At 62.7% G+C, this 20,047-nt stretch carries 14 protein-coding genes; 3 read left to right on the top strand and 11 right to left on the bottom strand.

Translation table 11 applies throughout. The annotated features are described in order from the left end of the window. Positions 1 to 100: 100 nt before the first annotated feature. The 6 genes from VHD36_20915 to VHD36_20890 all read right to left on the bottom strand — a co-directional run bounded on the left by VHD36_20915 (position 101) and on the right by VHD36_20890 (position 7,826). Positions 101 to 508, bottom strand: a complete 408-nt coding sequence (locus VHD36_20915; GenBank protein HVU89805.1) for a PIN domain-containing protein — start codon at positions 506 to 508, stop codon at positions 101 to 103. A gap of 327 nt (positions 509 to 835) precedes the next feature. Continuing rightward, positions 836 to 1,756: an endonuclease/exonuclease/phosphatase family protein gene (locus tag VHD36_20910; GenBank protein ID HVU89804.1), complete on the bottom strand. Its 921-nt coding sequence runs from the start codon at positions 1,754 to 1,756 to the stop codon at positions 836 to 838. An 89-nt stretch (positions 1,757 to 1,845) separates the two neighbouring features. Further along, a complete protein-coding gene (locus VHD36_20905; GenBank protein HVU89803.1) occupies positions 1,846 to 2,742 on the bottom strand; it encodes a PIG-L deacetylase family protein in 897 nt (298 codons plus the stop codon). A gap of 145 nt (positions 2,743 to 2,887) precedes the next feature. Next, the gene (locus tag VHD36_20900) at positions 2,888 to 4,612 is read right to left on the bottom strand and encodes an aldehyde dehydrogenase family protein (GenBank protein HVU89802.1); all 1,725 of its coding nucleotides are present in this window, start codon (positions 4,610 to 4,612) and stop codon (positions 2,888 to 2,890) included. 311 nt (positions 4,613 to 4,923) lie between these two features. After that, the gene (gene glgX, locus VHD36_20895; GenBank protein HVU89801.1) at positions 4,924 to 6,996 is read right to left on the bottom strand and encodes a glycogen debranching protein GlgX; all 2,073 of its coding nucleotides are present in this window, start codon (positions 6,994 to 6,996) and stop codon (positions 4,924 to 4,926) included. A gap of 59 nt (positions 6,997 to 7,055) precedes the next feature. Further along, positions 7,056 to 7,826, bottom strand: a complete 771-nt coding sequence (locus tag VHD36_20890) for a cytochrome c (protein ID HVU89800.1) — start codon at positions 7,824 to 7,826, stop codon at positions 7,056 to 7,058. A 182-nt stretch (positions 7,827 to 8,008) separates the two neighbouring features. On the opposite strand from VHD36_20890, the gene purM reads away from it, so the two are divergent. Continuing rightward, on the top strand, positions 8,009 to 9,070 hold the full coding sequence (gene purM / locus VHD36_20885; GenBank protein HVU89799.1) for a phosphoribosylformylglycinamidine cyclo-ligase: 1,062 nt from the start codon (positions 8,009 to 8,011) through the stop codon (positions 9,068 to 9,070). Between the two features lie 151 nt (positions 9,071 to 9,221). Here purM and VHD36_20880 read toward each other — a convergent pair whose 3' ends face one another. From VHD36_20880 to VHD36_20865, 4 genes are all read right to left on the bottom strand, one after another. Next, positions 9,222 to 11,633, bottom strand: coding sequence for a protein-disulfide reductase DsbD domain-containing protein (locus tag VHD36_20880; protein HVU89798.1), 2,412 nt, complete (start codon positions 11,631 to 11,633; stop codon positions 9,222 to 9,224). Between the two features lie 170 nt (positions 11,634 to 11,803). After that, the gene (locus tag VHD36_20875; protein HVU89797.1) at positions 11,804 to 12,814 is read right to left on the bottom strand and encodes a phosphotransferase; all 1,011 of its coding nucleotides are present in this window, start codon (positions 12,812 to 12,814) and stop codon (positions 11,804 to 11,806) included. Between the two features lie 167 nt (positions 12,815 to 12,981). After that, positions 12,982 to 14,397, bottom strand: coding sequence for a DUF1598 domain-containing protein (locus VHD36_20870; protein ID HVU89796.1), 1,416 nt, complete (start codon positions 14,395 to 14,397; stop codon positions 12,982 to 12,984). Between the two features lie 344 nt (positions 14,398 to 14,741). Continuing rightward, positions 14,742 to 15,752 (bottom strand): SDR family NAD(P)-dependent oxidoreductase, encoded by a 1,011-nt coding sequence (locus tag VHD36_20865; protein HVU89795.1) that lies wholly within the window; start codon positions 15,750 to 15,752, stop codon positions 14,742 to 14,744. A gap of 176 nt (positions 15,753 to 15,928) precedes the next feature. Here VHD36_20865 and VHD36_20860 point away from each other — a divergent pair, with 176 nt between their 5' ends. Next, entirely contained in the window at positions 15,929 to 17,047 is a 1,119-nt protein-coding gene (locus VHD36_20860) for a GNAT family N-acetyltransferase (protein HVU89794.1), read from the top strand. A 165-nt stretch (positions 17,048 to 17,212) separates the two neighbouring features. Here VHD36_20860 and VHD36_20855 read toward each other — a convergent pair whose 3' ends face one another. Then, a complete protein-coding gene (locus VHD36_20855) occupies positions 17,213 to 18,196 on the bottom strand; it encodes a fatty acid desaturase (protein HVU89793.1) in 984 nt (327 codons plus the stop codon). A 583-nt stretch (positions 18,197 to 18,779) separates the two neighbouring features. Between VHD36_20855 and VHD36_20850 the strand changes: the two genes are divergently transcribed. Then, a complete protein-coding gene (locus tag VHD36_20850) occupies positions 18,780 to 20,042 on the top strand; it encodes a beta-ketoacyl-[acyl-carrier-protein] synthase family protein (protein ID HVU89792.1) in 1,263 nt (420 codons plus the stop codon). The last annotated feature ends 5 nt before the right edge of the window (positions 20,043 to 20,047 follow it).

The raw sequence follows: 20,047 nt of genomic DNA, 5'->3' as shown, positions 1-20,047 counted from the left end.
AGAGGCCGGCAACCAGAACGCGGCCGGCAGACTTTGACGATAACCCACCGCGCGGCGCGATGCCAGCCGACAGGCGGGAGGCATACGGTCGAGCGGAATGCTATTCGACGGCCAATAGCGGCCGAAAACCGTCTTGCGCGAAATGATGGTCACCGGTGAGGGAGTCGGTGAGACCGAATTCGGTCATCACGACGAAGGACGTACAATCCGTCAGGGTCCAGCTTTTATCTTCGCGTGCTTCGAAAAGTTCGATCGCACGGCGAAACAGCTCGGGCGACGCGTCGACAATCGTCACCATCGAGTCGCTTTGTAGCCCGCGCACGAGGTCAATTGCTACCTGCCGTCGCGGGGGCTGGGATAGGGCGTCGACGACCTCGGTGAGCACCCACGCTGTTGTCACAATCTGCAGATTCGGCTGTGAGCCCGCCTGGACCGCGCGGCCATGACAAGCATCGCGCCGGTTAATGATTGCGAGGAAATAAAAAGTGTCGGCGAACACGCGGTTCATCGGCGCGGTACACCATGAATATAATGATCGTGCTGTGCAGCGAAATCTGCAGGCAGGTCATCAATGCTGCCAACGACGCCCTTTAGTCGTTCGACGAGCGAGGAGCCCTCGCGTTTCGCGGATGTCTGATTCGCCGAAACGGGCTCAACGTTCACAATCGTTCCGTCCGGAAGCGGGGCGCCGCCGTCGAAAACGACAACGCCGTTTTGGATATGTCCGCGGTAAGTCATGGATTGACCTCACGATTCGATTCACCCGGACCGTGCTAGTGCGTGGCTGGCTATTCCATTGTACCGTCGCAAGTTGCCGGCCAGTTTGGTCCCTAGCCTATTTTTTCAGCAGCACTTCCGCGATCACGCCGTAGTGGTCGGCGTAGTCCATCCGCTTGCCCTCATGCTCTTTCCACGCCCGCTGGATGGTCTGTCGCTGGATCGTGGTCCCGGTGCCGTTGGGGTTCAACAGCACGTGGTCGATGCGCTCGGCCTGCTTGCTGGCCCGGCTCCAACTGTTGTTTGCGTCGACGGAAAAGGGTTGCGGGTCGTCGGTCGGGTATTCGCGCATGTGCGTCGTCGCCAGCAGCATCCGCCAGCGCGGGCGTTCGTCAGGCGTGTCCGAGGCCACGTTCATGTCGCCGACGAGGAATTGCGGCACGCCCTCGGTGAGGTTGGGCTTGAGGATCCCCTCCCAGATTTCGGGGATCTGTTTCTCCTTCATCTCGTTGTGCCCGGCCTGCAAGTGCGTGGCCGCGATCTGGAAACGAACACCGTCGCGCTCGCCGGCGGCCATCAGGCAGCCCTTCTCGGCCAGGCGATCGACACCGGCCACATTCTTGTAGACGATGTGCGCGACGTAGGTCAGCGGGATGCGGCTGGCCAACAGGATGCCGCCGCTAGTGCCCGAGATACCGGACTTCGAAGGCGGCGCGACGATATGCGGATATTGGCTTTTCAGGCCTGCCTTAAGCTCTTCAGTGATCGTGCGGTCGATCACTTCTTCCAGGGCGACAATGTCGTAATCCTGCTGGTTGAGGTATTCGATGATCCAGGGAGCGCGCAAAGCTTGCTTCTTCTGCAAATCCTCGCTCAGGAAGCCGAACGTCGGCAGCATCTGAATATTCCAGGTGAGAATCTTCAGATTCGAGTTTTTCGCCGCCGGTTCTTCCGCCGTCGCATCGCGAACTACGCCGATCGCGCACAATGCAATTGCCAGCCACACGAACATCCTGATGCGCCACGTTTGCCAAATCATCGTTCGACAACCTGTAGGTGTTCCTGCGGAAGCACCGCTTTGCAGACTATTACAACTCCGTTCATCGCTCGTCACTCCGCGCTCAGCGCTCACTCGCCATACGCCGTCGAGCGGCGGAACTTCTCCACGATTCGCCCATCTTCGCGGCGGACCACGCGCGTGGCCAACAGCATCTTGGCCAGGCTGTCACGGCGTTCGGCCAGCTTGTTGTCGTCGTAGCTCGTGACCATGGTGCCGAACTGGCTGGTGTGCGCCGCCGCCGCTTGGGCTTTTTTCTGGGCCAGGTCGGTAATGTCGACCTCGTAGTTCGGCTGGTTCGAATAGAAAAAGAACGCGACCGGCACCTTGTGGGCCTTCAGCCCCTCGCGCTCCAGTTCCGGAAAATACAGCCGCCACGCCGCGGCCCGCATGCCGTCGACCGTGATCACGGCGGCGCTGCGATGGTCGCTCTTGTGCCACTGTTCGTAGGGTGCGCCGGGGTCGATCGATAACACAGCGTCGGGCCGGATGCGGCGAACCTCGCGAGCCACCTGCTTGGTCAGTTCGCGGCGATCGACGTATTCAAGCATGCCGTCGTCATGGCCCAGCCAGGTAATGTGATCCTTGGGAATGCCGAGAATCGCGCAGGAATCTTCTTCCTCTTGGCGGCGGATCTGGGCCAGTCGCTCCTTGGTCATGGTCGGATCGTTCGAGCCGGCGTTGTCGGTCGTGTAGATGAGAATCTGCACGTTGTTCTTCCGCGCAGCCAGCAGGGCCAACAGCCCGCCTGAGGTAAACGTCTCGTCATCCGGATGCGGCGTGACGACGAGCACCGTTTTGCCTTCCCACGCTTCGATGCGATCGTTCCCCTTGTACTCAGGCTCGGCCACGGCGATTTGCGCATGCGTCACGTTCGGCAGCACGAGCAGGGCGACCGACAGTACGGCGGCCGCTGTGACAAGGCGATGAGCAGGGCGAATCGAAACGAGACTGCGAGCGGGAGTCATGATGGCGGTTCCCGAGGTGGGTGGCGGGACGACGGTCTGCGCACGCCGTGCAATCGGAACGGCAATTACGACGCGCACGAGTAGCCTGCACTCCGGGAGCGCACGCGTCAACCGGGCACACCGGCTCGAGAGTGAACCGTCCCTCTTACCCTCGTAGCGCCGGCAGCATCAGCCCCGGCAGCTTCCACACGCTCGGCCGGTGCGTCAGATCGACCGTCTTGCGGGCCAGGATGTTGGCCGTCTTGTGCGTGGGGAACCAGAACGGCTTGGGCATCATCGTCAGTGGCCCTTCGATGACGGTTTTTTGCGCCGCGTCGAGCAGGTACGTATTGTGGACCCAGCCCAGCCCGCTCTTGGGGTCCTCGAGCGTTCCTTCGGGAAATCCTCCCCAGGGCGTACACATGAGGGCGTAGCTGAGGGCCGGCCAGTGATTGATGCCGATCGTGCCGAAGCGCAGCCGGCCGACCAGGTCCTGAAAGCGATCTTCGTTTCCCGGCTGGCGGCGGAACTTCGGATGCACCATCATGCCGGCGCCGAGGTTACCCCACAGCCGATCATTGACGAAGTTGGCGACGTTCTCGACGAACTCCTCGTCGCTGCGCACGTCGAGCGCCGTTTCGGCGCACACGCACACGAACGATTCTTCCTCGAAGAATTGCGGGTCGCGATCGGGCTGTGCATCGCGCACCAAGGTCCAAGGAAGTGTGCCGGCCGGACCTGCCTCGGGCGGACGGCCCGTGAAGCGTGTGAATCGCTCTTCGGCGCCCGGATAATAAGCGCGGCGCCGCGGGATGCGGCTGAGCACGGCATCGATCTTGTCGAGGAATTGCTGCCGCTGCGGCCACTGGCGGCTGGTGACGATCATCTTCGTCGCGATGCAATTGAACGAGGCGTTGTTGGTGATCATCGCCGCCACGTTCTCCGCCTGAAACGTCAGTTCGCGATCAGTGTACGGCCCCGGGATCACGATCCACGGCGTGACGTTCCCCAGCTCGCTCGTGATGCGCTTTTGCAGCCGCGCGGCCCCTTCGGCCTTGCGCCGCTCGCGATCGGCGCCCGGCGGACCCCAGACGATCGTTTCATGCGAAAAGATCGAGCCCGTGATGTGCACTTCGTCGACCAGCTCGTGTTCGACGGCGTAGGTGCCGACTTCGGCGCCACCGTAGATGATTCGCAAGAAGCCGGCCTCGACGAGCGGTGCGAACGCCTGCGCGAAAATCCCGCCCAGGTATTCGTTGACCGGATTCATCTTCAGCAGCACGACCTTGCCTTCCTGGAACAGCTTGCTGAAGGCATCGGTCGGCGCGATGCTGCTGACATTGCCCGCCCCCAGTACCAGGGCGATGCCGGCCGGGGCGCTGCCAGGCCGAACGTACAAGGCCATGTGCTCGGCGAGATTTTCTCGCGTCACGCCGGGCTGCATCCACACTTCGGCGCGAAAGCCGGCGAAGAGCACCGAATCGAACAGCCCGCGTGTGGGGAACACCTGCACGCGCAGTTGACCGGTCTTCGTCGTGTCGATCTTGCCGGGGAGTCGGACGGCGCCGCGCCGTTCGATGTCCGAGAGCGAGCGGATCAACAGCGTTAGATAGCGCACGGTGGCCAAGGGGCCGGCGGCCATCTCTTCCCCCTCGAGCGGCGTGCCCGGCTCGATGCCCTTGGCGCGGCACGCCTCGGTGACCCACCGCTCGGTGGCGGCGATCGCGCCTTCGAGGCAGCCCTGGGCCAGGGCAATCCGCCGGTCCAAAGCCAGCTCGCGCCAGCGTTCCTTGGCTTGCGCCAGGTCCTCGAGGCAACGGTCGATCACTTCACGCGTGGTGACCTGCCCGGTCCGTTCTTGATAGAGTGCGGCGGACGTGGCAATGCTCATGGCGTTCACTCCCATAACTGCCTGGCGGGTGGCAACCGCGGGCCTGCGCGATCGAACAGAACGGCCCCGGATGTCAGCGCAGTTTACACCAGACCAAAGCGCCAGCGAGGGGCCTATGGAAGCGCGATACAACCCTCGCTGGCGCCTCGCGCCTGGTATCAGAATCCTAACCCGAAACCCAACATTCGGCGGAGCACTGGTATTCTGCCGCAGACGGGCGGACGCCGCTACTGGTTTTCGGGCTTTCCTGCCCGTCACCGCAGGCTAGCGACGCACGCCCGTCCGAACTTTGGAGCAGAAAACTGCAAGGATCACGGAGCCGAGACGTAACAGACGAGCGTGTGGTCGATCAGCGTGACTTTGCGATCGACCCGCAGCTCGGGGCCGTCCAGATTGGGGTAAATGTCCTTCGGGCTCTCGGCGGCCGTATTGACGAACTGGGTCCAAGCGATCTTCCGCGCCGGTCCCGGCACCGCAAAGTCGCGCGGCAAAGTTCCGGCATGGGTAAAAATCAGGACGTGCCGCGGCCGTTCGCCAGCGCTCGCGGTCGGCGGAGCGGCTAGCAGGCATGTCAGGCTCAACTCGTCTCCCGACCATTCCACAGGCCCGCCTTCGGCGTTGAACCAGCTGACGTCGGGCAAGGTTCCGGGCACTTGCGGCTCACCACGTAAGAAGCTCGACCGTCGTAGTGTCGGCTGCCGTTTGCGGAAAGCCACGAGCGCCTGTGTGAACCGCACCAGGTCGACGTGTCGCGTGACCAGGTCCCAATCGAACCAGGAAATCTCGTTGTCCTGGCAGTAGGCGTTGTTGTTGCCGCGCTGGGTTCGCCGGCACTCGTCGCCGAAGACCAACATGGGCACGCCCTGGCTGAGGAACAAAGTCGCCAGGAAGTTGCGAATCTGTCGGCCACGAATCTTTTCGATCAGGCGTTTGTTCGTCGGCCCTTCGATGCCGTAGTTGTCGCTGAGGTTGTTATTGTCGCCGTCGCGGCTCTCCTCGCCGTTGGCCTGGTTGTGCTTCTCCTTGTACGTCACCAGGTCGTTGAGCGTGAAGCCGTCGTGCGAGGTGATGAAGTTGATGCTGTGGTACGGCTGTCGGCTGGGGGCATAGAGGTCGCTGGACCCCGCCAAACGCGTGGCGAAATCGCCCAGCGTGCCTTGGTCGCCGCGCCAATACCGACGGATATCGTCCCGGTAGCGGCCGTTCCATTCGGCCCACCGCAGATTAGCGAACGAGCCCACCTGGTAGGCACCCGCGGCATCCCACGCTTCGGCGATGATCTTCGTATCGGCCAAAAGCGGGTCCTCGGCGATGGTTTCGACCAGCGGCGGGTTGGGCAGCAATTCTCCGTTCCGGTCGCGGCTCAAAACGCTGGCCAGATCGAAGCGGAACCCGTCGACGTGGTAGTTCAACACCCAGTGGCGCAAACAAAGGAAGATCAGCTCGCGCACGATCGGATGATTGCCGTTCACGGTGTTACCGCAGCCCGAGTAGTTGCGGTAGCTAGCACCGCCGTTCTCGAGCATGTAGTAGACGCGGTTTTCGAGCCCCTTGAAGCTCAGCGTGGGGCCGTGCTGATTTCCTTCGGCCGTGTGGTTGAAGACCACGTCCAGGATCACCTCGATGCCCGCCTGGTGCAGGGCGCGGACCATCTGCTTGAACTCGACGACTTGTGCCCCCGGCTCGGAGCTGGACGCATAGCCGCGGTGCGGCGCGAAGAAGGCCAGCGGGTCGTAGCCCCAGTAGTTGGGCCGCTCGTCGCGCTCGCCAAAGCAATTGTTGATCGGGTACTCGTGTACCGGCATCAGCTCGACAGCCGTGACGCCCAGCGATTTCAGGTACGGGATCTTTTCGATCACGCCCAGGTAGGTGCCGGGATGCTCGGCGCCGCTGGTCTCGGAGCGGGTGAAACCGCCGACGTGCATTTCGTAGATCACGGTGTCGGCCAGGCTGCGGCGCAAGTGGCGATCGCCCTGCCAGTCGAAGGTATCGTCGACGACGACACACTTCGGCGGACGCACGATGCCGTCGCGCGACGGCAAAAAATTTCCGGCCAGCGCGCGGGCGTAAGGATCGATCAAACGGGCCCGGCCATCGAAGCGCTGCCCATGCTGCGGATCGTACGGTCCGTCGGCCTGCAAATGGTAAAGCTGACCGGCGCCCAGACCCGGAACGAACATGCTCCAGATGTCGCCCCAGCGATCGCTGTCGGCGTCGTAGTGGATGACTTCGCTCGGTTCGGCGTCGTCGACGTTGTTGTAGAGCATGAGCCGCATGGCGGTCGCCGAGCGGCTGAAGACCACGAACTGCACGCCGCCATCGATCGGGATGGCGCCATAGGGAAGCGGGTGAGTGAACTGCAGAGTCGGATGCGAAAGGGGCATGAAGTCAACTCAAGGTGGCACGAGGAGTAACACGACCGTCGTGCTGAAGCATACCACGCTCACGGCGCTGTTCGGACGCGAAACGTTTCGTGGCAAGTTTCGCAGCTTTTTCCAAGGTTACCGAGCGCCGTTTCCGCCCCGGCTTTGTCGCCTGCGTGGATTTGCGCGTTCAGCGAACCGGCCGCATCCCGCATTTCGCCGCACAATTGATACCACTTATCGAGGTCGGACGCCTCTTTGACTTCGTGCGTATCGTAGTTGCACGCTTGCGCGATCGCGGCCAATGTAGCGGCGTCGCGAGCGTTGTCGTTTTTACGCTCTTCGAAGCGGCGCATGTTGCGCTTCAGACGGTTGTTGACGAACGTGACTTGCTTCATCAACTGGCCCAGGCCGGCAACCTTTCCCCATTCCGCCGCCCTGGCGGCGCCGGGGCTCTTGCCGGCCGCAGCGCTTTCGACGTTCGCAAACGACTTCTTGGCGGCGTCGTAATCCGCGGCCGCTGCCAGCTGTTGCGCCGCGGCCAAGAGCGCGGGCGCCGAAGACTTCAGCCGATGATCTTGATCGTGTTTGGCCAGCGTGAGCGCGAGTGCCGCGATGGTGTGCGCGTCGCGCTTCACCTGCCGCGACTTGTCGGCGTAGCTTTGTGCGTCCATTATGCCGTCGCGGCAACTCGTCACGCACTGGTCGATCTCGGCAATCAAATCGTCGGCCGGCATGAGCTTTGAAAGTGCCGGCGGCGGCGCCGGCGCATCGGCCAGCACCACACCCACCAGCACAGCCAAAGGCGCGCAGCAAACAAGGAGCAACAGTCGGGCGGCGGAAAGTCTCAAGGCATATCTCCTGAAATCGATTGGCGAAAACCTGGTCTCTACGATTGCGTGTCGCGGGACCGGGCACAAGTCTATAGCCCGAGGAAACCTGTAAGTTTCTGACCGCGCGGGTGGGCCGTTTGACAGCTTCTCCGCGCGCCTCCTACAATCGCTTCTTTCTCGCTGCTCGCCCCCCAATTTTGATGGCCAAGACGACTTACAAGGACGCGGGGCTCGACCTCGAATTGTACGCGCAGGCCATGGCCCGCTTGCCCGGCCTGATGGTGCGAACGCAGTCGCCCCGCGTGCTCCCCTTGCCGGGCGGATTCGCGGGCTTGTTTCAGCTCGACTTCACGAGCCCTCTCTTCGCCCGCAAGTACGAAAACCCCGTGCTCGTCTCCTGCACCGATGGCGTGGGCACCAAGCTGAAAGTCGCGCAGCTGACCGGCCGGCACGATACGGTGGGCATCGACCTGGTGGCGATGAGCGTCAACGACGCGTTGTGCTGCGGCGCCGAGCCCTTGTTCTTTCTCGATTACGTGGCGATGTCGAAGGACGATCCGCCGCTTCTGGAACAGATCGTCTCGGGCATCACGGCCGGCTGTCTAGCCAGCGACTGCGCTTTGCTGGGAGGCGAAACGGCCATCATGCCCGACCTGTACGCGCCGGGCGACTACGACCTGGCTGGCTTTTGCGTCGGCGTGGTCGAGCGCCATCGCGTGATCGACGGTCGCGCCATTTCGGCGGGTGACGTGGTGCTGGGGCTGCCGTCCAGCGGCTTGCACTCGAACGGATATAGCCTGGTGCGTAAGGTCGTCTTCGAGCAAGCCGGACTGGGCGTCGATGATTACGTCGACGAGCTATCGGGCACCGTCGGCGATACGCTGATGACGCCGACGCGCATTTACGTGCAGCCAATTCGCAAGATCCTCGCGCACTATAAAGTCAAAGGCGTCGTGCACGGCATCGCCCACATCACGGGGGGCGGGCTCTTGGAAAATCTCTCGCGCATCTTGCCCGAGGGCGTGACGGCGGTCATCCAGCGCGACAGTTGGCCGGTGCCGCCCGTGTTTCCATGGCTGGCGAAATTGGGCGCTATCGACGCCGACGAAATGGCGCGCGTCTTCAACATGGGGTTGGGACTGGTGCTGGTCGTGAGTGCCTTTTACGCAGACAGCATTGCCCAGCAGTTGGCCGACCAGGGCCTCGAGTGCTTTACGATCGGCCATGTTGCGGCGGGAGCACGCGGGGCCGTGTGGGCGTAGTGCTTTGTCAACACTAAGAATTAGGGTTGGCAAAGCACGACCGTCGAACACGCCAGAGTTTCGACGGCGCCTGACATGTAGGGTGCTCTGTGAGCACCACGGCGCTTCCTTGAGAATTGGTGCACATAGTGCACCCTACGTGCGCAGGTGGCTACTGCCGCGACGTCATGAGGGCCGTGCGCTCGGCACCGTCGCGCGAAGGGCCAGCTTCGCGGAGCTTCTCCAGCACCAACCCTTCCGACACCAGATCGCTGAAGACAATCGGCTTGTTCGGCTCACCGGCCGGGAAGACGGCGTAAACAGGTATCGAGTTAAAGCCCAACAGATTGAGCATGTCCTTGATCTCGTCTGACTCCTCGCTCCAGTCGGCTTTGAGCGGCACGATGCCGTACTCTTCGACCAGTTCGCGAACGGCCCGGGTATTGATAGCCACGCGCTCGTTCATTTTGCACGTCGCGCACCAGGTAGCGGTAAAGTCGACGAACACCGTCTTGCCTTCGTTGGTCAACTGCACGAGCGACGCCCGCGAGAATGGTTGCCACTGGAGCACGTCGTCGCCCGGCACCAGCCAGGTAAAGGCGAACAGCCCGACCAGCGCCGCCATCGCTCCGCCCATCAACCAGGCGATGAATTTCTGGCCGAGTTCGGCGGTCAGCGGCGTTCGCCCGGCCCACCAGCAACCGAGCCAGATTCCGATCAATAGTGCGAATGTCGGCACCAGGTAATCGTGCTTGATGCTCATGAACAGAAATACGACCGTGCCCAACAGCACGAAGCCCATCGCCTGCTTGAACGTATCCATCCAAGCGCCAGGCTTGGGCAAGAAGCGAATCAAGCGCGGAAAGGCACCAATCAGCAGGTAAGGGCTGGCCATACCTAGCCCGACGCAAAAGAAGATCGCGTAGATTACGGCAGGCGGCTGCCGCAACAACAAACCAAAGAGCGGACCCAGAAACGGCCCGCTGCAGGGCGTTGCCAGGATCGTTGTGAAGATCCCCTTGGCGAAGGCGCCGGCGGCTCCTTCTTTGGTCGCCATTTGTCCCGCGCTGCCGCTACCAACAAAGCCGGGAATGGGAATCTCCCATACGCCGAGAAAGCTCAGCGCCATGGCGAACACCAGGCCCGACATGCCGATCGTGAACCAGGGTTTGGTAAATTGCTCGCCCCAACCAAAGTTCAGAAACACGGCCAGCGACGCCAGGATCATGAATACCGACAGCAGACCCAACGTGAACCACAGGTTCAACATGAAGATTTGCCGGCGGTGCTGATGGCTTTGTTCGACGAAGCCCAGGATTTTCAGGCCGATCACGGGCAGCACGCAGGGCATGCAATTGAGAATCAAGCCGCCCAAGAGTGCCGCGCCCAACATCAGGGCCAGTGACGTTTCGCTTTTCTCGACATTGGCTTCGAGTTTCTGAGCGTCGAATCCGGCTGTCTGATTGGCCGGCGCCTCGTTGGCCGCCGTGGCTTCGTTCACTTGCTTGTAGCTTTTGGCAGGAGTGAACTCCAGCGGCAGAGTGCCAGCCACTCCTTGCGCGGCGACCGGCACCTCGACCTGAAACTGCGCGGCATGCGGCAAGTCGCAACCCTTCTCGTCCTGGCAGGTCTGAAATCCGATCAACCCCGCCAGTTTCGCTTTGCCGGGTTGGGCATCACCCGGCACTTCGAAAGCGATGGTCCAAGTGACGGGCTCTTCGTAGAAACGGTCCTTCTCGTCGGGCAGCACAGGCGAAGTCCGCTCAACGAGCGGGCCCTGCGCGACCGGCGCTGACGCCTGCCAACCCGCGGTATCCGTAAGGGCGATCAGCGTCGGCTTGGCAACCTTTTGTGGATCGCGCGCGGCTAATGCGTAAATATGCCAGCCATCGGTCGGCTTGGCCGTGATCGTCAGTCTGACTTTTTCGCCGGGCGTCACCACCTTCGGCTCGAACGACCCCTCGAGTACGACGTGCGCATTGCCAGGCTTGTAAGTCCCCAATTCACCGGTTACCACCCCGGCCCCGGGGGCAGCATCGGCCGCGGCGCCGAGCGAAGCGGTAAACGGCAGCGACTTCGGCGGCAGGCAACTGCTCGCGTCGCACGCCTGGAACGAAAGCTTGCCGGTGATCGCCAGCTTGGCCATGTCCAATCCAGCCGCAAGCTCCAGCGGCGCCGTCCAGATCACGCGCTTCTCGTGCGTCTCGACCGGCAGGTTATCGAACGCCGGTTCGGGATGAATCTCGGGCTTGGTGTTGGGCTTGAAATCGCCAGCGAGCTTGACGCCCGTGGCCGGTTCGACCGTGATCTTGGTCGGAACAGGGCCTCCACGCTTTTGCGTAATCGAATAGATATGCCAGCCGGGCGCGATGTCGGCCGTGACGACCAGTTGGGCGGGACTTTTGTCGGTGGCCGGCGCAATGCGGGCCGAAGCTTTCACGGGGCCATCGCTGCGCGGCCCGGGCTGGCCGGCCGGCTCAAGCGCCCCGAGATTGACCTGCGCGTAAGCCTGTACTGCTAGCGCCGTGCCTATAACCGCCACGGCGAGAGTGAGCAAATAAACGTTGGCGTTGCGCTCCCTCATGAATACCTCCCGACGTCCCTAAATCCAGAAAGATGGGCTATTTTAGGTCGCCTCGCGGGGTGCGGTCAATTTCAGCATAAGTACCCCACGCGACCCGGAAGGACACATCGTCGGCGCACCTGCTTTCATTCTACGCGACTTGGCTTCCAACTCGCTTAGCCCGCCGGAATTCACAGGCTGCCGGCGGCCAGGACCCCCAGCCGACGCTGGAAATACCCGAGCCGCTCGAGTACCGCCGCTGGGTGGTCGAACTTACGGCCACGCTCGTAAATCCAGGAGAGCCAGTTGATGCCCCCCAAGAGCACTCCGCTGGAATCGAAGGCGCTCGTCAGGATGGCTTCACTTTCCGAAAGCGGCCGGCGCGACTCGTAAGCGGCGAAACCTTCACGCCACAACGCGCGATCGTCCTCGGCCATACTGCCCAACAGCCGGGCCACGTCGGCGCTCACGTTCTCGGGGCGCAGCGAGCCGAAATCGATCAGGCCCGTGACTTCGTCTCCTTCGAACAGCACGTTCTGGTGCCAGATGTCGCGCAGACAAGGCACGACTTGCACGCGAGCGCGCGCGGCTTGTTCGAGCGCCGCCCGGACGCGCGGCGCTGCACGTGGAAACAATTCGACGATCCGCTCGGCCGACTCCCGATACTCGTCGCGCGCCGGCTGCAAGGCCTCGCGTAATCGATCGAACCCGCCGGCCAGCAACTCCTGCAACTGTTCGTGTCGCTCGGCGATACCAGGCGCGGGGCATTGCACCGGTTCGGCCAGCGGAAAGGTTGCCGCCGCCAGGTGAAACTCGGCGAGAGTCCGCAAGGCATTCGCCAGCCGCCGGGCGTTGGGGGCCTGTCGATAATCGGAGACACCCGGCAGCCAGGGCGCGAGCTCCCACAGGTAATCGGCCCGTTCCACGTAACCGCGATGCTCGCGCGTTTCCAGCGGTAGCGAGACGCGCGCAAAGCCCTCCTGCTGCACGTGCCATAGCACGGCCTGAATGAATTCCAAACGCTCGCGCGTCGGATGCTCCTGCGGCCAGCGGCGCAGCAATAACGGGCCGCGTGGCGTGGTAAGCCGCCACAAGCGGGCGCCGCTCAAGCCGCCGGCCGCGTCGAGAAACTCGACCGCGCTCGGTTGGCAATCGTCCGGATAGACGGAGAGCACGGCCTGGTAGTCGAGCGCAGCGGACATAGCGTGGCTTGCCGAAAGGTGGCGAGACTCCAGGCGCATACCGCGCCGACCGCGCGAGCGCAGCAACGCTTAGAGTCTTACCGCACGAGAGTCGCGCCGTCCAAGCCCAAAGGCCGCCGCATCAGAAAATTTCACTGCTGACGGGTGCCAGCTACCGGCGCCGCGATTCAGTCCCACCACCATTGCCCCTCGGCCAATCCCTGCACGGTGGTGTTCTCATGGGCCTTCTCGACCTTCTTGCCATCGTCTGATAGCAGGTTATCGGTGGCCAAAGCCTCATGGGCGCGGACCGAAACGCCGCCGCCAATGGGCGTCATCAACTGGTTCCCCTTCCACACGCTGTTGACGGCCGATTCGACTTCCACCGGCGCGTTATACGTCTCGACGGGAAAGGCCTCTTCGTTGCCGAAGGTTTCCATGTTCCAGCCGGCTTTTTCGTAGTAGTGATTCTGCTGGATGAAGGCGGCAGCCACCGACATATCGATCAGGTTGCGCAGCTGCGCGAATACCGGCGACTTGGCGGCTAGATCGGGGTATTTCTTCGTAAAGCCCGTCACGAACGACACGCTGGCGCCGTTGGTGGTCTTGGACTTAGTGCGTTGGCCGCCGGCGCCCACCACTTCGTCGGCGCCGACCAGCTTCACGCCATCTCCGACTAATTCCATCGATTCGTGGTCTTCCGTGACGCGAACACATTTGTATTCCGGCACGAAATACCAGCGCTGCAGGGCGTTCTTGCCGACCGTGGCCGGATTCGCCCGGTCGACGTAGCTGCGCAAGGCCACCGGCGGGCGTTCGAGCCCGATGCCGATCAGCTTCATGCGATAGTCGGCCTCGACCATGACTTGCGCGAAATGCGTGTTGGGCGAGATGCCGCGAATGGCGACCTTTTGCAATCCCAGCGCCGTGCGCAGGCCATCGACGATGAACTCGGTGTCTTCCGGCGTGGCCGATCCGCCCATGCTGCGCAGAAAATTCTGCATGCGCGCCAGGCCCTCGGGCGTGGGATCGATCGAGCAGCCGATCAGCGGGCCCTGGTCCTGGCCGGGCGGATAGGCTCGCAGCGCCACGACCAGGTCCTGCAGTTCCAGCACCGGGCGGCCTGACGTCAGGCTGACGACGCGTCCCGATAGATCATGAAACCAGCCCTCGGCCGGGCCGGCGATCACGATGTCGCCCGAATCGGGATAAAGGAACACGTAGCGCAGCCGGAGCAGGCCGGCCAGGCAGAGCATCTCGTCAGTTGGCTCCTGACCCGCTTCGCGTCGCGCGCGGATCGCCTTTTCCAACCGCGTCAGCGAGACCTTGCGCAGATTGCTGCGCGCGGCCACTTTGTCGTTGAGCCTGGCTTGCGCCTCTTCGACGCGTCGACGGCGTAGCGCGCCGGTCTGGTCGTCGTACACTTGAGTACGTAACACGCCGTCGGCGTTCACGATGACACCGGCCGGCGCAAGAGGAGGAGGGATCGTGCCGGAGCTTGGGGTAGGGGTGGGCGTGGTTGTTGCCGAACTTCGAATCACCAGTGCAAACAACGCACACGCCGCAACGATGACGACGCAAGCCCGCGTAATGCGTAACGACATCCCCAGACCTCCCGTGGCAGAACGTTGACCGGTTCGCCCCCACCGGCACAACGCGAAAATGCGGCGGCACGGATGGGGGCGGATGATTGCTAAGGAAAGGATAGGTTCTGCACCCGTTCCAGATATCGATCCTAATTTGGCAATTTGGGCAAAGCAATAAGCCCGAATTACTCCAAGGACTTGCGGCGATTCCTCTTCGGCATCCACCGGGGAGACGTGTCGGTCCGAACCTGCGTAGGGGGGCCAAATCTGCGGTAATGATGCGGTGCCCGCCGGGCTTGCGCAGCAGAAATTCGGGATGGGTACCACATCCCAAAGTGCGCCCGCCCATCCGACGGATCCGTTTAGATCAACCCGTGGTTGCGATACCAGCGCGTGGTCTGCGCGAAGCGCTGTTCCAGGTTGGCCGCGACCGAAAAGCCGAGCTGTTCCCGGGCGCGATCGGCGCCGCAGACCCACGAGCCTGCCGTGGCCTCGCGGAGCTTGTCGATATTGAAGATGTGGGGCCGTCGGCGGACGCGGGCCCAGGCTTCGTTCAGTCCGGCCAGTCCCCAACCCAAGACCTCGGGAGCGCGAACCACGCGCAAGCGGCGACAGCCCAAGGAGCGGGCGATCAATTGCCCCCATTCGGCGAACGTAGGGTTGCGCTCGGCGGCCAGGAAGTAATATCCGTGCGCGGAATTCGCTGCCTGGCCTGGCTCGATGCGTTCGCCTCGCTCGGCGGCCTTGATGAGTCCGGCGACCAGATCCGCGGCGTGAATCATCGACGCGCGCCGCTCGGTGAAGCCGGGAACCAGGTGCAGACGTAACAACTTGATGGGGCGAAACATCGACAACATCGACAGATCGCCCTCGCCGAAGACCACCGGCGGCCGCACGATGGTCAGTGGCATCCGATCGGCAAAGGCCAGGGCAGCCAGTTCTCCGGCACGCTTGCTGCGGCCGTAATTCGACACGGGCTCGACCGGATCGGACTCGAGCCGCGGGCGATCGATCGCGGACGGCCCAGCAGCGGCCAGCGAGGAAACCAGGACCATGACCGGCGGCTGCCCTTGCTCGGCGCAGGCATGCGCCACGTGCCGTGTTCCGTCTTCGTTGACGCGCAGCAGCTCTTCGTACGTGAGTGCTTTGACGAGTCCAGCCAGGTGGAACACGGCGTCGACGCCACGGACGGCCGCCGTAACACTGGCTGGATCCGTCACGTCGCCGTAGACAAGCTCGGCCCCGACGGCCGACAGTTGATCGGTCCGCGAGCTGCGCCGCACCAGGCAGCGCACCTGATGCCCTTGGTTGCTCAAGGCCGTGGCCAGATGCGTGCCGATAAATCCGCTGGCGCCTGTGATTAATGCCTTCACGATTTCCCTGTCGCTGTCCGTCCTTGCCGCATATCGCCGGGGGGGCGGCGCTTGGATCGCCTTTGGAAATGCCCCGTGAACACGATGTTTTGCCCCGACGGCGCCGGCAATATTGCCCATTAGGCCACCGCTATATTAGCATTGCACCTTTTCCTGCAAAATCAATTTGGAACGCCATGGCCGCAGTCGTCGTCAGGCCGGTAACTTCGTGGGGTGACCGCCGGCGGTTTCTCAATCTACCGGAGCAACTTTACCGCAACGATCCGTTCTGGATACCCCGTCTGCGCATCATTGAAAAAGAGCTCGTCGGCTACAAGCACCATCCGTTTCATGAAACGGCCGAGGTGCAGACCTTTCTGGCCACGCGCGGTAACGAAGCGTGCGGACGCGTCGCGGCCATCATCAACCGCGAGCACAATCGCGAGCACAAGGAAGAACGCGGCTTCTTCGGATTTTTCGAAACGGTCGATGACCCGGCCGTCGCCCACGCCCTGCTGGACGCCGTGCGCGAGTGGCTCGCGGCGCGGGGAATCACGAAAATGCGCGGGCCGGCGAACCCCTCGATGAACTACGATTGCGGCTTGCTGGTCGAGGGATTTGATTCGTCGCCGACCTTCTTGATGACCTATAACCCTCCCTTCTATGCGCAGCTCATCGAAGGGTACGGCTTTCAGAAGTCGCAAGACCTGCTGGCCTACATCGGCTACAAGGAGCAGTTGCCGGCCTTCGAAGAGAACATGGGCTGGCTGGTCGACCAGGCGCAGGAGCGGTGTCAGGCCACGGTTCGTCCGATGACCGTGGCAAATAAAGACGTCGAGCTATTTCTCGAACTCTACAACCGTTCGTTCGAGGCGATGTGGGGGTTCGTGCCGCTAACGAAACACGAAATGACGGAATTCGTCCGCACGCTCAGCTACCTGGTCAGCCCGGAGTTGGCCCTGATTGCCGAAGTCGATGGCCGTGGCGTGGGGGCCGTGCTGGGCTTGCCGGACTACAATCCGCATATCAAGCGGATTCGTGGCCGGCTGCTGCCGTTCGGCTTCTTGCAGTTGTTGCGCGGCAAGAAAGATGTGCGCCGCATCCGCATCCTCAGCATCAACGTCGTGCCCGAGTATCAGCGGTGGGGATTAGGGCTGGTGCTGTTGCGGTCGCTCGTGCCCAAGGCCCTGTCGATGGGGGTGGAAGAGGCGGAATTTTCCTGGATCGCGGAAACCAACGTGATGCCGCGGATGGGCCTCGAGAAAATGGACGCCAAGCTGATCAAGACCTACCGGATGTACGACCTCGACCGGTAGCGACCTCGCTTGGTCCTTGTTCCAGGATCTTAAACCGGGTGCCCGTGGTGGCTCGCCCACCAGGGGAGAACCGACGTACGGGCAGAGCCACCGGTGGCCGTGCGAAGCATTGCTTCGCACTTGGCGAGGTTGAAAAAAGCCACGAGGGCTTTTTTCAACAGGCTGCTAGGAGGCGCGCCGCGCACGCCGCCACAGGGCCAGTAACGCCGATGGCAAGCTCTTGCTGATCGTGCGTCGATACGGCGAGTTATCCGGCAATCCTTCCATCAGCCGCTTGTGTGCCGTGGGCAAGGCATGATAGGGGAGCGACGGAAACAGGTGGTGCAGCGCGTGAAAGCGCAGGCCCACCGGCGCCCACAATTCGCCCGAGATCGGATGGAACGGATAGTTCAGCGAATCGAGCAATTGCTCGACGAAGCTGACTTCTTCGCCGCGATGCAGGTAGCGGTGAGCGCCCAGGGTGCGAATCGCATTGAGCATTAGCACACCGGCCGCGATCAGATACATGTCCCGCACCATCTGCCACGGTCGCAGCCCTGAAAGCACGGCCACCGCCGTGCCCGCGGCCACGGCAAAGCAGGCCGCTTCCTGCAAACGCCACAGTCGCAACTCGCCACGTGCGGGCAGCGGACGGACGAAGCTGGGATCAATGACCATGGCCGAGGCGTGCGAGTAGACCCAATTCCGCGAGCGGGGGCTGATCCAGGTCAAAGGCGCCAGAACCAAGAAACGCACGACGGCGATCGCCGGCATTACCAGCGGCTCGCAGAGAAACAGGAAGATATTCCGCACCGGCCCGGTGGCCAGCGGCAGGTACTCACCGTCGGCCGCCGTTCCATAGTGCTTGCGCACGTGGTGCAGCGTATGTGTCTGGTACAAGAACGATGGAATCAGAAAAGGGATGCCGCAGAGAAGATTCCATGCCGCGCGAAAGGCTTTGAACTTATCGCCGCGCAAGTGGACGACTTCGTGGCTGAACATCGCGGCGCGATAGAACGCCAATACGGCCACGGTGTAGATCGCGATCCAGCCGGCCCAAGTGAGCGGCAAGCGTCGCAGGGCAGCCAGGCCGCCGACGCCGACCGCCATCGACAGCAGGAAATCGGTCCAATAGATCGCCACGCGCGGCTCGAATAGATCGCTGATCAACTGCCGAGCGTCACGCAGCGAAAAATCCTCGCGCGAATGGGCGGATCGGGAAGGCCCCCGAGAGCGATGCCGATCTGGGAACAAGGGCGCGGGCCAGCCATGGCCGCGCGCAAGCGTGGACTCGTGGGAAGTTGTCACGACTTGCTAACCGGAGCGAGGATTCAGGGAGGGCAGGGAGCTCTACGGCGACCACGTTGCGCCGGAGCACTAATCGAGAATTCGGCTGCGAGGTCGTATTTCCTTGACCGCCACGCCGGTGGGACCTGATTACGCCGCAAACACGACCTGTACGGCGCGATTTGCCTCGCTCACCGCATTGTCTGGAATGGTCAAAATCGCACCATCTTCTATCGCACGGCCGTCGTCACCCGAAGAAAAGCAGCCGCGAGAGAATGATTTAAGCCCCTGAGCGACCATCGCGGGCCTTGTCGAACAGTCTTTTTTTCACGAATTGCGTCCACGCCCCTTCGCGCCGAGGCCCTGCTGGATTAAGGCTTTATTGTCGCGCCTGCGAGACTCTTACGGGCGTGGAGACAGGGACGTCGCAGTTTGGCAGTTCCTGACCCCAGGGAGTTGAGCGGTCGTGGCGCGAGATATTGTCATAACGGGGCTGGGGGTCGTCAGCCCGATCGGTGTTGGCACCGAGGCCTTCTGGTCATCGCTGACCGCGGGGCGCGGCGGCATACAGCCGCTGTCGAGCTTCGATTCGCGCGGCATGCCCGTCCCCTTCGGCGCCGAAGTCGTGGGCTTCGATCCGAAGGAGTATGTGAAGCCGCGCAAGAGCTTGAAGGTCATGTCGCGCGATATTCAGTTCGGCGTAAGCGCCGCCGACATGGCTTGTACACAGGCCGGCGTGACTCCCGGCGCCATCGATCCGGACCGCTTCGGCGTGGTCTTCGGCGCCGACATGATTCTTTGCCCCCTGGAGGACGTCGAAGCCGCTTATCGCAGCTGCGTCGTCGAAGGGCATTTCGATTTTCGACGTTGGGGACAACATGCCATGGCGCAGTTGTATCCCTTGTGGATGCTGAAATACCTGCCAAACATGCCGGCTTGCCACGTGGCGATAACGTACGATGCGCGCGGGCCGAGCAATTCGCTGGCCACGGCCGAGGTTTCCAGCTTGCTGGCCGTCGCCGAAGCGGCTCGCATCATCGAGCGTGGACTGGCCGACATCATGGTCGCCGGTGGCACCAGCTCGCGCATTCATCCCACCACGTACGTGCGGGCGATTCTTTGCGATACGGCGCGCGAGGCAAAGGATCCCGCCACCGCCAGCCGGCCGTTCGACGCCCATCGCTGCGGCGCGGTTTACGGCGAAGGCTCGGGGGTCCTGGTCCTGGAAAGCCGTCGACACGCCGAGGCACGCGGGGCACGCATTCTCGGCCGGGTGCTGGGCTACTCAAGTGGCTTCGAGCCGCACATGAACGGTTCGCGTCTGCAGGGTACCGCGATCAAATCCTCGATCGAAAACGCCCTCCGCGCGGCCGAAGTTTCGCCGCACGACGTCGGGCATGTGAACGCCCACGGCCTGAGCACCATCGAAAACGATCGGGCCGAGGCTCAAGCCATCCGCCAGGTCCTCGGCGATGTTCCTGTCACCGGATTGAAGAGTTATTTCGGCAACCTGGGGGCGGGAACCGGCGCCGTGGAACTGGCCGCCAGTGTCCTCGCGCTCGAGCGCGGCCAGGTTCCGGCGACGCTCAATTACGAGCATCCCGATCCAGAGTGCCCTGTGAACGTCGTGCAGGGAACGCCGCTCGAGGGCACGGCCGGCATCGCTCTCTCGCTCAACCAGGCGTCAACGGGGCAGGCCGCGGCGATTGTGATCGCGGCCGAGAAGTAGGAATC

This window comes from Pirellulales bacterium (genome assembly GCA_035546535.1).
In the GTDB taxonomy this organism is placed as follows: Bacteria; Planctomycetota; Planctomycetia; order Pirellulales; family JACPPG01; genus JACPPG01.
The sequence above is the reverse complement of the archived record's forward strand: the minus strand, read 5'-3'. Positions and strand labels throughout refer to the sequence as shown.